This window comes from Collinsella sp. AF37-9, from assembly GCF_003475115.1.
Classification (GTDB): Bacteria; Actinomycetota; Coriobacteriia; order Coriobacteriales; family Coriobacteriaceae; genus Collinsella.
This window is the reverse complement of the sequence record NZ_QROQ01000009.1, coordinates 1,018-13,780: the sequence shown is the minus strand read 5'-3', so window position 1 is coordinate 13,780 and position 12,763 is coordinate 1,018. Positions and strand designations below refer to the sequence as shown.

General features: G+C 60.4%; 11 protein-coding genes. 7 read left to right on the top strand and 4 right to left on the bottom strand.

Going from position 1 to position 12,763, the window contains the following annotated elements; genetic code table 11:
• The first annotated feature begins 177 nt into the window (after nucleotides 1-177).
• Nucleotides 178-1,521 (top strand): folylpolyglutamate synthase/dihydrofolate synthase family protein, encoded by a 1,344-nt coding sequence (locus DW024_RS04230; RefSeq protein ID WP_117635755.1) that lies wholly within the window; start codon nucleotides 178-180, stop codon nucleotides 1,519-1,521.
• 349 nt (nucleotides 1,522-1,870) lie between these two features.
• Here DW024_RS04230 and DW024_RS04225 read toward each other — a convergent pair whose 3' ends face one another.
• The 4 genes from DW024_RS04225 to DW024_RS04210 all read right to left on the bottom strand — a co-directional run bounded on the left by DW024_RS04225 (nucleotide 1,871) and on the right by DW024_RS04210 (nucleotide 6,338).
• Nucleotides 1,871-2,959, bottom strand: a complete 1,089-nt coding sequence (locus DW024_RS04225; RefSeq protein WP_117635756.1) for a Xaa-Pro peptidase family protein — start codon at nucleotides 2,957-2,959, stop codon at nucleotides 1,871-1,873.
• Nucleotides 2,960-3,111: 152 nt separating this feature from the next.
• The gene (locus DW024_RS04220) at nucleotides 3,112-3,504 is read right to left on the bottom strand and encodes a DUF1667 domain-containing protein (protein ID WP_117635757.1); all 393 of its coding nucleotides are present in this window, start codon (nucleotides 3,502-3,504) and stop codon (nucleotides 3,112-3,114) included.
• Nucleotides 3,505-3,508: 4 nt separating this feature from the next.
• Nucleotides 3,509-4,858 carry an NAD(P)/FAD-dependent oxidoreductase gene (locus DW024_RS04215; protein ID WP_369834737.1) on the bottom strand — a complete coding sequence of 450 codons (1,350 nt, stop codon included), beginning with the start codon at nucleotides 4,856-4,858 and terminating at the stop codon, nucleotides 3,509-3,511.
• A gap of 16 nt (nucleotides 4,859-4,874) precedes the next feature.
• Entirely contained in the window at nucleotides 4,875-6,338 is a 1,464-nt protein-coding gene (locus DW024_RS04210; RefSeq protein WP_118377052.1) for an NAD(P)/FAD-dependent oxidoreductase, read from the bottom strand.
• A 485-nt stretch (nucleotides 6,339-6,823) separates the two neighbouring features.
• Between DW024_RS04210 and DW024_RS04205 the strand changes: the two genes are divergently transcribed.
• From DW024_RS04205 to rfbA, 6 genes are all read left to right on the top strand, one after another.
• Nucleotides 6,824-7,255 (top strand): zinc ribbon domain-containing protein, encoded by a 432-nt coding sequence (locus DW024_RS04205; protein WP_035138069.1) that lies wholly within the window; start codon nucleotides 6,824-6,826, stop codon nucleotides 7,253-7,255.
• A 217-nt stretch (nucleotides 7,256-7,472) separates the two neighbouring features.
• Entirely contained in the window at nucleotides 7,473-9,236 is a 1,764-nt protein-coding gene (thrS, locus tag DW024_RS04200; protein ID WP_117794706.1) for a threonine--tRNA ligase, read from the top strand.
• A 327-nt stretch (nucleotides 9,237-9,563) separates the two neighbouring features.
• The gene (locus DW024_RS04195) at nucleotides 9,564-10,154 is read left to right on the top strand and encodes a hypothetical protein (protein WP_118377051.1); all 591 of its coding nucleotides are present in this window, start codon (nucleotides 9,564-9,566) and stop codon (nucleotides 10,152-10,154) included.
• Between the two features lie 84 nt (nucleotides 10,155-10,238).
• Complete coding sequence (locus DW024_RS04190; protein ID WP_147352045.1) at nucleotides 10,239-10,940, top strand: sugar transferase; 702 nt, start codon at nucleotides 10,239-10,241, stop codon at nucleotides 10,938-10,940.
• On the top strand, nucleotides 10,941-11,810 hold the full coding sequence (locus DW024_RS04185; protein WP_118377049.1) for a glycosyltransferase family 2 protein: 870 nt from the start codon (nucleotides 10,941-10,943) through the stop codon (nucleotides 11,808-11,810).
• Between the two features lie 3 nt (nucleotides 11,811-11,813).
• Nucleotides 11,814-12,713, top strand: a complete 900-nt coding sequence (gene rfbA / locus DW024_RS04180) for a glucose-1-phosphate thymidylyltransferase RfbA (protein ID WP_118377048.1) — start codon at nucleotides 11,814-11,816, stop codon at nucleotides 12,711-12,713.
• Nucleotides 12,714-12,763 lie beyond the last annotated feature (50 nt).

Below are 12,763 nucleotides of genomic sequence, written 5' to 3'. Positions count from 1 at the left end.
ATCGAGCAAAGCCCCAAACCGCTCCCATGGCGGTTACGTGGTTGCTTGCATCTGCCTGTTAGGACCGCTGTGTTGTAGCCTTGATTCTGCTGCAAAGCGGTGTTTGGCTGATATTTTGAATGGGAGGGGCTCGTTGTTGCTTACGGGCCTCTTTTTATGTTGAGGGGACTTTGGTTTATGCCTAAACGTTCGGGGTCGTATTCTGTACCGTTCTCGTTTGATTTGCTTTCGTTTGATGAGGCTGTGGGGCTAGCTGCTGATACAGGGCGGATTTCTGGGGATGCTGGGCCTCTGCTTGAGACGGTTGTCGATATGCTCGATGAGTTGGGGCGTCCGGACGAGTACTTTGATTGCATTCAGGTTGCCGGTACCAATGGCAAGACTTCGACCACGCGATTTTCGGCTGCCATCCTTCGCGGCGAGGGACTCAAGACCGCGCTGTATACGTCGCCGCAGCTGGTGCGCTATCCCGAGCGTATGGAGGTCGATGGACGCGTCGTGAGCGATGAGGCCTTTGCCCGTGGTGTTTCTGCTGCTGTTGAGGCGGGACATCGCGTGAATGCCCGTCGTGTGGCGGCGGGGGAGCGCGCCTATTCCATTACGCCGTTTGACCTGCTGACGGCTGCCGCACTTGTCGTGTTTGCCGAGGCCGCGGTGGATATTGCCGTGCTCGAGGTCGGCATGGGCGGACGCTGGGACGCCACGAGTGCGACCGATCCCGTCGCCGTTGCCATTACGGGCATTGGGCTCGATCACACACGCATTTTGGGCGATACGCTCGAGGCCATTGCGGGGGAGAAGGCTGCGGTTATTAAGCCTGGACGCCTGGTTGTTTTGGGCGAGGGTACGCACGAGGCGAGCGTTCAGCGCGTGATGGATGCACGTTGTCGCGAGTGCGGCATAGTGCCGCTGGTGGTGAACCATGCCACGACCAAGGTGCCGGCACATGTGGGCGACACGGTTGAGTTTAGCTGCACCACGCCGCGTGCGATCTATACGTCTAGCATGGTCAAGCCGGCGTATCAGCCGCAGAATGCCGCGTGCGCGATTATGCTGTGCGAGGGGTATCTGGGTCGCGAGCTCGATCATGACAAGCTCGATGCGTCGCTTATGGGCTGCCCCACGCCGGGTCGCTTTGATGTGTTGGGAACCAATCCGCTCAAGCTGATCGACGCCTGTCATAACCCTCAGAGCTGCGAGAACTTTGTGAGCGCACTGGACGAGATCGATTCGTGCGTAGAGAATCGCTCCACGCTGCTGTGCGCCGCGCTGGCCGATAAGGACGTGGCGGGTATCGTTGACGTTCTGGTTCCGGCGTTCCCCCGCGTGGTCGTAACCCAGACCGATTCCGATCGCGCCTTGCCCGCACAGGAGCTTGCCTCCCTGGTGGACGCCGACAAGCTCGCGGGCGTGTACCCCAGCGTATCCGAGGCCCTCGCGGCTTTCGATGCCGCGGGCGAGCCTTTCGTAGCAGCCGGTACCATCACCCTAGCCGGCGAAGTAGCGGGGCTGCTCCGTTAACCCATCCCCTCATCAGTTGCGGTGAAATACGGACTGTTTTACAAGCCAGAAGCCTCAAACGGTCCGTATATCACCGCAACTCAAAAGCAGTCAATTTGGGACGGGGCTTTTTTGGCTGCCCTGCGCCTCGAGTTGACTTGCTCGCCACGAAATGGGCCTATTTACTACGTTTGACCGGTAACCCTCGACCATACCGAGAATTGCGAAATCAAAACCGCAGGTAAAGGGCTTGCCAGTTTTGCGAAAACACGGGTATGGTCGACCCACGCGGGCTAAACGTAGTAGATAGGCCGTTTTTGTGGCGGCATTCATGTGATGCGGCAAAGGGACAGCCCCTTTGCCGCATTGCCTAGTCTAGGCGGACTGGATCGTGGGGGTAGGCGTTCAGAATCTCGACGCCGGACTCGGTCACCAGGGCCAGGTCCTCGATGCGGACGCCGGTGTGGCCGGGGAGGTAGATGCCTGGTTCGATAGAGAACGTCATGCCCGGCTCTACGACCTGCTCGTTGACGAGCGAAACGTCACCAGGCTCGTGGTCCTGCAGACCGATCGAGTGGCCCAGGCGGTGCGTAAAGTACTTGCCGTAGCCCGCATCCTCAATAACGTCGCGTGCTGCGCGGTCCAGGTCGCACATGCGCACACCCGGTGCGATGAGCGCCTCGGCGGCCTCGTTGGCGCGGCTCACGATGTCGTAGATGCGTGCGGTCTCCTCGTCCGGCTCGCCCCAAAAGAACGTGCGCGTCATGTCCGAGCAGTAGTTGCGGCGACGTCCGCCTATGTCGAACAGCACCACATCGCCGCGCTTGAGTACGGTGTCGTCGGGCTCGTGATGCGGGTCTCCGGCGTTGGCGCCAAAGCTCACGATGGGCGGAAAGCTAAAGCCCTCGCAGTCGTGCTTGCGGTACAGGCCGAGCATCTGGTCGGCAATTTCGCGCTCCGTCACGCCCTCGTGAACGAGCTTGATGGCGTCGGACATCACGGCGTCGTTAGCGGCTGAGGACACGCGCATGAGCTCCTGCTCGGCGGCATCCTTGTGGGTGCGTGCTGCGGTGACGGCAAAGTCGCCCAGGAAGAACTCGCTTGCGGCGTAACGATCCATAAGGGGCAGCAAAAAGCCGGAGCGCATTACGGTATCGATGCCGAGGGGCTTGGATGGATTGACCTCGCGAGCGATGGCGTCGGTCACGACGTCGGTGTCGTTGTGGTAGGCCACGCGGGCATTGTCGTACTCGGGCAGCTGATGCAGGGCGTTGACTAAGATCACCGGCTCGGCATCGCGCGCGAGCAGCACGCCGCAAAAACGCTCGAACATATCGGCATAAAAGCCGGTCAGGTAATAGATCGACCACGGGTCGTTTACGAGCAGCTGCGCGCCGGGGTGCTGAGCCTCGAGCGCATCGAGCACGCGTGCCACACGCTGGTCATCGACATGTGCCATGAAACATCCTTTCACTATGGTGCCACCATGGTATCCCAAGCCCGGCACATAGGGACGTTCCTTTTATGCCGGCACCTTGGGACACTCCTTGGCATGGCTAGCCTGGCAAGCGTGCAGGCAAAAGCAGCTAAAAGAGCCCCGTCCCAAATTAGCTACTCGATGTCCATGCTGGCGATGAGGTCGATGTTGGTGTTGAGGAGGTTCTTCAGAACGATGTCGCCCATGCGGATGGGGGCCTCGACGACCACGCCGCGGATGAGGTCCATAGCTTGGGCGTGAAGCTCCAGCGGGATGGCTTCGCCCGTGCGCACGGGCAGCAGCGCCTCGTCGCCGCCGGATACGGCCACGGTCGTGGTAAGCACGCGCATGGGGCAGGTGAGCTCCTGATGTGCAAACTTATCACCGCGCGGGCAGCTGTTGCCGGTTACGGAGCGCACCTCTACCACGGCGCCGTCTGCGCTGCGCTCGACCTCCACGGTCAGGAGGCACTCGGATGGGCAGGTGGTGCAGTTGAACTGCAGCGTTTCGATCGCGTTCGCGCTCATGACTCTACGCCTCTTCAACGGGATCGACGGACAGGACAATCTCGTTAACACCCAGGTCGAGCGCGCGCTGAATCACCTTTGCCGGTAGCGGGAAGCTTTCCATGACGCTCGGTTTAAACGGGCGAACCTTGCCTGCAAACAGTTCCTCGTTGCCTGCCAGAATGCGCACGCGGGCAGCATCGACCGGCCGACGTACGCGGAAGTTGAGCTTAGTGAGCCCGACGGCCGTGATGCGTCCCGGCAGTGCGTAGCCTGCGATGCCAGCGGGGGAGACCGTGAGCTGGCAGCCCGCGCCCGCCACTCCCGCCGCGGTGCCGACAGCCCCCAACGCCCACGCCGCCGCAGCCGCACCGGCACGTTCGGACTCGGTCGTCACGTTGTCGGCCAGGTCGTGCACGTGCAGCACGTTGCCGCAGGCAAATATGCCCGGCACGCCCGTCTGCAGGCTCTGGTCCACCACGGCGCCGCGCGTACGTGGGTCCAGCTCGACGCCCGCGGCAACCGAAAGCTCGTTCTCGGGAATCAGGCCCACCGAAAGCAGTAGCGTGTCGCATGGAACGATGCGCTCGGTTCCCGGAATGGGTGCAAGATGCTCGTCGACCTGGCTTACCTCGACAGCCTCCACACGATCGTGCCCGATCACACGCGTGACCGTGGTAGACAGATGCAGTGGAATGCCAAAGTCTTCCAGGCAGTTCTTAACATTGCGACGCAGGCCGTTGGCGTACGGCATGAGCTCGTACACACCCTCGACCGAAATCCCCTCGAGCGTGCAGCGGCGCGCCATGATCAGCCCGATGTCGCCCGAGCCCAAAATGACGGCGCGCGAGCCGGGTTTGAGGTTCTCGATATTGATGTATCGCTGCGCTAGGCCGGCCGTAAACACGCCGGCGGGTCGGCTGCCGGGGATCTTGATCTCGCTGCGCGTGCGCTCGCGGCAACCCATGGCAAGGACGACCGCGCGCCCGATGAGCTGCAGCATACCGGTGGGGCTCATGAGCGTGACGGTGTGGACCGCGGCGTCTTCCGCGGACTCGCCCGAATCAACCCCTATCACCATGCTGTCCAAGAACAGCGCAATGTTGGTCGCGCGCACCTGGTCGATAAAGCGCTGCGCGTACTCGGGACCGGTGAGTTCCTGCTTAAAGTGCGACAGTCCAAAGCCCGGATGAATGCACTGTCGCAGGATGCCACCCAGATGCTGCTCGCGCTCCACGATGGCCACGTGCGCGCCGGCCTTATGCGCGGAAAGCGCGGCCGCCATGCCGGCAGGTCCGCCGCCGATAACGACCACGTCGAAGGCCTGCGTTACTACCGACGCTACGGCTCCGGCCTCCGCGCGTTCGTCGCGCATATCAAGCGTCGCCATCCTAGCGCACCCCCTTCAGCGGTCCCTCAACCAACCAGGATCCGGCGTCCTCCAGTAATACCTCGCTGGGGTCGCAGTCCAGCTCTCGGGCAAGAATCGCCACCACGCGGCTCTGGCAAAAGCCACTTTGGCACCGACCCATGCCGGCGCGGCAGCGGCGCTTGACGCCTTCGACCGAAACCGCGCCCGGGCGGCGTCGGATCGCGGCCACAATCTCGGCCTCGGGCACCGTCTCGCAGCGGCAGACGATCTGCCCCCACGCGGGGTCGGACTCAATGAGTTCTTCCTTGCGCGCAAGCGGCGCGCGGTCAAAGTCGTCCGGCGCGCGGCGAATCGGGTTCCAATCGTCCCGTTCGCGCAGGGGCACGCCGGCATCGCGTAGGACCTGCTCCATGCGCTCGGCAATGGCCGGCGCGCTCGCCACGCCCGGCGACTGAATGCCTGCCGCCTGGAACAGCCCCGGCACCACGGCAGACTGCCCAATAAAAAAGTCGTTCGTACCCTGAATGACAGGACGACCGCCGGCAAATGCGCGCACCACGCGGCGCGTGTCCAGATCGGGCACCAGCTTGCGCGCGCCGCTTAGCAGCGCGTTGACATCGGTCGCGTAGGTCTGTGTATCGCCCGGATCGCGCACGGCGGCCGTCGCGGTAATCACGGTGTTGCCGTGTACGGTACCCGTGACGATAACGCCCTTCGATATCGGCGTCGGCACGGGGTAGAGCGGCATGAGCGTGCGCGGCTCTTTGTCCAGCACCACGATGTTGCCCTGACGCCAGACCATCTGGAACTCCTCGGCGCCCGCCATATGCGAGATGTCGGCGGCTCCGTTGCCCGCGGCGTTGATCAAGTAACGGCAGCGCACATTGCCGGCGGGCGTTGCCAGTGTAAAGCGTGCAGCCCCGTCGGTTGCCTCGCTGCCTGCAACCTCAATCGCCTTCACCGGCGCGGACCGCATAAACGTCACCCCGTTGGCCACGGCGTTCTCCAGTGCGGCGATGGCAACCTCAAACGGGTCGACAAACCCAGTCGAAGGGCACCACAACGCGCACGTTGCATCGGCACTGGCGCGTGGCTCTAATTCGTGGATGCGGTCGGGTCCGACGATCGACAGCTCGGGCACGCCGTTGGCAAGGCCGTTGCGCCGCAGCTGCTCCAGATGCGCGCGGTCCTCGTCGTTAAAGCCCAACACCATCGACCCGGTGCGGCAGAACAGAAAGCCTAGCTCCTGCGCCCACGTACCGTACAACTCGCAGCCATGGGCGTTGACCTGCGCCTTTACGGTGCCCGGCGCCGGATCGTAGCCAGCGTGTACCAGGCCGCCGTTGGCCTTCGACGCGCCCAGCGCAATATCGTTAGCCGCCTCGACCACGCAAATGGACAGGTCATAGCGCGCGAGCTGCCGCGCGATGGCGCATCCGGTGATGCCCGCGCCCACAATTGCGATATCAAACGTTTCTGCCACGGTGCCTCCAAGACAAGTTGACAGGCTGTCAATAGGACTATCCTAAGGTCTGCGCACCCCCAGTGCAGCGGCAATGCGGCGAACAGCCCCGCAACACCCGCCAACGGCAGACGAGGGGAGACCCGGCACGGATGTTGACCTCGTCTGTCGACAGCTGCGGCAACCGTTCGTCTCGACCTGTAACAGTTAGCTGACGATCTGGGTTCTAGATGTTACAGATCAAGACAAACCTTCCGGCGGATTTTGAATGTCTTGATCTGTAACAGTAAGAGGGGTTTTGGTGCCCAAGATGTTACAGATCGAGATTGAAGTCGGGGAGGGACCCCTGTGTCTCGATCTGTAACACCTAGACCCGGATTCCGCTCCTAACTGTTACAGATTGAGATGTTTGTGTCCGCGTCAGCCCCGCCCCTAGCCGTGGTCCCATATAAACAAACCCCGTGGTAAACTTGACCAGACTGTTAATATTCCGAAAGGTACCCGTAATGTCCAAGTACATCTCCGAGCTCATGTCGCCGCAGCTCATGGGCGTCGTCTATGCCTTCGTTGGCTTTATCATCGCCCTGTATGTTCTGTCGGTCGTCTATGTGTTCATCGACGCTCGCCGCCGCGGCGCCAGCGCCTACGTGGCATGGGGCATCATCGCCCTCATCCCGTTTGTTGGCCTCATCGCCTACCTGGTCCTGCGTCCGCACTCCTACGCGGCCGACCGTGAGGAGCAGGAGCTGGACATGGCCCTGCGCGAGCGCCAACTTGCCCAGTACGGCACCTGCCCGCAGTGCGGCGCGCCCATCGAGAAGGACTTCGTCGTCTGTCCGGTGTGCGATACCCAGGTTCGCAACGTATGCCCCAGCTGCCATCGCCCGCTCGATGCGCACTGGAAGGTCTGCCCCTACTGCCGAACTCGCATCCAGTAACGCATCCATCGCCGGGCCGGCCGCAAGCCACGGGCACGCCGCAAGCCACACGCACCCCGCCCCACTCGATGAAGCATGCGTAGAAAATCGCCCGCCGTGCCATTAAGGTGCGGCGGGCGCTTGTATACCAAGGCAACCTGCCTATAATGATGCAAGTTAAAACGCCGAGCGCATCGCACGCACTTGCACCAGGCATCCGAGAGGAGAAAACATACCCATGAAGGCACTCTACAATGACGGTTCGGTGGCCGAGCTCCCGCAGGACGAGGTCACGCACGTCATCCGCCACTCTGCCGCGCACATCATGGCGCAGGCCATTAAGCGCCTGTACCCCCAGGCCGACTTTGCCTACGGCCCCGCGACCGACAACGGCTTCTACTACGACGTCGACCTGCCCGAGGGCGTCAAGATCAGCGAGGACGACTTCCCCGCGATCGAGGCCGAGATGAAGAAGATCGTCAAGGAGAACCTCAAGTTCTCCGTGTACGAGAAGCCCCGCGCCGAGGCCATCGCCCTTATGGAGGAGCGCGGCGAGAAGTACAAGGTCGAGCACATCGGCGACCTGGACGACGATGCCCGTATCACCTTCTACCAGCAGGGCGACTACATCGACATGTGCGTCGGCCCCCACATCTGCTACACCAAGGCGCTGAAGGCCTTTAAGCTCACCGGCGTCTCGGGCGCCTACTGGAAGGGCGACAAGGACAACAAGATGCTCACCCGCATCAACGGCGTCGCCTTTGCCACCAAGGAAGAGCTCGACGAGCACATGCACATGCTGGAGGAGGCCAAGAAGCGCGACCACCGCAAGATCGGCCGCGAGATGGACCTCTTTATGATGCGCGACGAGGCCCCCGGTTTCCCGTTCTTCCTGCCCAACGGCATGATCCTTAAGAACACGCTGCTGGACTACTGGCGCGAGATCCACCACAAGGCCGGCTACGTGGAGATCTCCACGCCGCTCATCATGAACAAGCAGCTATGGAAGACCTCGGGCCACTGGGACCACTACAAGGACAACATGTACTCCACCGTCATCGACGACGAAGAGTACTGCATTAAGCCCATGAACTGCCCGGGTGGCGTGCTGGTGTACGCCTCCAAGCCGCACTCCTATCGCGAGCTGCCCATTCGCGCCGGCGAGATTGGCCTGGTGCACCGCCACGAGCTGCGCGGCGCCCTGCACGGCCTGTTCCGCGTGCGCTGCTTTAACCAGGACGACGCCCACCTGTTTGTGCGTCCCGATCAGCTGACCGACGAGATCGTGGGCGTGGTCAACCTCATCGACTCCGTGTACCAAAAGTTTGGCTTTAAGTATCACGTTGAGCTTTCTACCCGCCCCGAGGACTCTATGGGTTCCGACGAGGACTGGGCGCGCGCCGAGGAGGGCCTGCGCACCGCTCTGGAGAAGCTGGGCATGGACTACGAGGTCAACGAGGGTGACGGCGCCTTCTACGGCCCCAAGATTGACTTCCATCTGGAGGACTCGCTCGGCCGTACCTGGCAGTGCGGTACCGTGCAGCTCGACTTCCAGATGCCGCTCAACTTTGACCTGGAGTACGTGGACGCCGACGGCACCAAGAAGCGCCCCATCATGCTGCACCGCGTATGTTTTGGCTCCATCGAGCGCTTCATCGGCATTCTGATTGAGCACTTTGCGGGCAAGTTCCCCACCTGGCTGGCCCCCGTGCAGGTCAAGGCGCTTCCGGTTTCCGAGAAGAGCCGTGACTACGCCCACGAGGTGTGCGCCAAGCTGGAGGAGGCTGGCATCCGCGTGGTCTGCGACGACCGCGACGAGAAGATCGGCTACAAGATCCGCGAGGCCCGCAGCATCGACCGCGTGCCCTACATGCTCATTCTGGGCGAGAAGGAGGTCGAGGCCGGCAACATCTCCGTTCGCGATCGCTCCAACGAGACCGTTCAGATGAGCGTCGACGAGTTTGTTGCGAAGGTGACCGAGGAGATCAAGACTCGCGCCTAAGGCAAACTGCACAACAATTAACAAAGGCGACCGTCCACAAAGGGCGGTCGCCTTTTTTCTTACCAAAATGAGAAAAGCCGCTGGTTGAACGGCTTTTTTTGTTGCACAAAAAGGTACAGGTTTTTGTAGAGGGGTATGGAGATATACCTACTAGCAGTACATTTTGCGTAATCTGGGCAAACGCTGATTAATTGCTCGTATAATGGCGTTTGTCGAAAGATACAAAAACCTGTACTTTTGCGACTGCGCCTAGCTGCGAGCGAGAAGCCTGTTCTAAACGCCCCTGCATTTGCGTACATCGCAAAGCCAAAAAGAGGGGGCGAGAACATGGAGCAGATGGCGCGGCGCCAAGAGCAGCTGCCGGGCGCATTTAACGGCGTCACCACCAACAGCCAGCACGGCCGCGTTCGCTGGTATCTGGTTCACACCCCCCATGGAAAAGAACGCGAGACCTGCGAAAAGGTCCGCCGGATTATCCCGCACGAACTGATGCAGGACGCTTTTGTGATGCAAAAGGAGTTCTGGTTTAAGCGGGATGGCGCTTGGTCGCTCCAAACCAAACCCATGTACAAGGAATATTTCTTCGTCGCGACGCACGATGCTGCCGCGCTCGATAGGGCCTTGGCCCAGTTGAGCTTTGGCTGTCGCATCGCCGGTAGTAGGGAGCGGGCGTACATGCCTATGCCGGACGATGCGCAGGACTGGTACCGCAGCGTGCTGGACGACGACGGTGTTGTGCGCAACAGCGTTGCGCGCATAGAAGACGGCGTGCTGCACATAGAACAGGGGCCCTTGGTGGGGCAAGAGGCCCGTGTGCACAAGATCGACCGTCATAAGCGCTGGTGCCTGGTAGACGTGGGCGAAGGTGACTCCACATTTAGGGAGCTGCTACCGCTTGATGTTCCCAGCAAAACGTAAGGGAGACGTTGCACCGGCAAATTACTTGATTTTGGATTCATAGATGGGGGGGGGGTTCCTGGGGACAGGAACGTAAGTTTGACTGTGGCTGCTAAAGAAGTAACTGAGAAGTGTATCCCAACGAGAGATGCACTTGTTGTAAATCAAATAAAGCCTAGTGGAACATTGGGCTATCGCTTTGTTAAGAGGCTGTTTGACCTTGTTTTTAGTCTTATGGCGATCGCTATTTTATTCATTCCAGTGCTGCTTGTGTGCGTCCTGATTTGTCTAGAGTCTCCGGGTAATCCCTTGTACACCCAGGAGCGAATTGGCAAAAATGGCAAGGTCATTAAGATCTTTAAGCTGCGCAGCATGGTTGCCGATGCGGGCAATGTTCAGAAGTATTTAAATTTTGAGCAGCTGCATCAGTGGGAAATTGAGCGCAAGGTCGATAACGATCCGCGCATCACTAAGGTAGGGCGGTTTATTCGTAAGTGCTCTATCGATGAGATGCCGCAGTTTCTTAATGTTTTAAATGGTGATTTATCCGTTATCGGTCCTCGTCCCATTACGCGTGATGAACTCGAAATGCATTTTTCTGATGAGGATAAGGTTGTATTTCTTTCGGTTCAACCTGGAATTACCGGTTTATGGCAGGCAACGGATCGCAACGATGCGTCATTTGAAAGCGGTTTGCGCCAAAAAATCGAATTGCATTACGTGCGGAACCGTTGTTTCCGAATGGATTGGAAGTGTTTTGCTGGCACTTTCGGCGCCATGTTTGGCAAGGAGAGGACGGGCCGGTAGATGGAAATCTCCGTCATCATTCCGACTCTTAATGCTGAGCATGAAATCGATGGGCTTTTAATTGCCCTCGAACACCAGTCTATTCAGCCGGTTGATATCCTGATCGTTGATTCCGCTTCGGAAGATAAAACTATAGAGCTGGTCCGGCAGCACAAAAGAGTCCGCCTGCTGAAGATTGATCGCCAGGATTTCAACCACGGCACCACAAGAGACATGGCACTAAGGGAGTCGAGGGGTGACTTTGTATGCTTCCTTACCCAAGATGCTGTGCCTGTTTCTGATGATTACCTGGAGCGGCTTGTTGCTCCCATGCTTGATGATTCCGATATCGCTCTCGTAAGCGGCAGGCAGCTGCCTAAGGCGGATGCTCGACGTTTTGAACAGCTGGTGCGTGGTTTTAACTATCCCGACTGGCCATCCGTTCGTTCCAAATGTGATCTCGAGAAACTCGGTATTAAGACGTTTTTTGCATCTGATGTCTGTTCCGCCTATCGACGAACTGCATATCTCGAATGCGGCGGATTCGAGCACGTTAACACCAACGAGGACATGCTCATGGCGGCAAGGTTTATCGCCTCAGGGTTGAAGGTGGCTTACGAGCCGCGTGCAGAGGTCTATCACTCGCATAACTTGACGCCATCCCAACAATTTGCCCGCAACCGCGCTGTTGGCTTCTTTCTCGAAACGCATGCAGACGAACTCATGCATGCAAGTGAGATTGGTGAAGGAGGCCGGCTCGCCAAGATGGTTTCGTCGCAACTTCTACGAGAGGGAAGTCTTGGCGAGCTCGTTGCTTTCGGGGTCGACTGCTGCGCTCGCCTTCTCGGAAATCGCTCTGGCCGTAGGGCCGCAAGAAAAGAAAGGCTATAGCCAATGAAAGGCATCGTCCTCGCCGGCGGGTCCGGCACCCGCCTGTACCCGCTCACGCTCGTGACCTCCAAGCAGCTGCTGCCGGTCTACGACAAGCCCATGATCTACTACCCGCTGTCCACCCTCATGCTGGCGGGCATCCGCGACATCCTGGTCATCTCCACGCCGACCGACCTGCCCAACTTCGAGCGCCTGCTCGGGGACGGCTCGCGCTACGGCGTGAACCTCTCCTACGCCGAGCAGCCGAGCCCCGACGGCCTCGCGCAGGCCTTCACCATCGGCGAGGACTTCATCGACGGCGAGCCGTGCGCCCTCGTGCTCGGCGACAACATCTTCTACGGCAACGGCCTGTCGCGCCACCTGACGCGCGCCGTCCAGAACGCCGAGTCCGGTAGGGCCACGGTCTTCGGCTACCATGTCGACGACCCCGAGCGCTTCGGCGTCGTCGAGTTCGACGGCGAGGGGAGGGCCGTCTCCATCGAGGAGAAGCCCGAGCGCCCCAAGAGCTCCTACGCCGTCACCGGACTCTACTTCTACCCGGGCGACGTGGCGGCCAAGGCCCATAAGGTGGAGCCCTCCGCGCGCGGCGAGCTGGAGATCACCACGCTCAACCAGATGTACCTGGAGGAGGGGACGCTGTCGGTCGTCACCCTCGGCCGAGGCTACGCGTGGCTGGACACCGGCACCATGGAGAGCCTGCACGAGGCCGCGGAGTTCGTCCGCGCCGTGGAGCACTCGCAGGACCTGCCCGTGTCGGTCCCCGAGGAGATCGCCTGGGAGAACGGATGGATCACGACCGCCGAGCTTGAGGAGGCCGCCAAGGCCTACGGCAAGTCGGTCTACGGCCAGCACCTGAAGAAGGTCGCCGCCGGCGAGATCGTCAACAGCCCGCGCGAGTACTAATCCGATCCAATGGGAGATAGAAACATGTCTGAAGAGCTCTTCGAACCGAA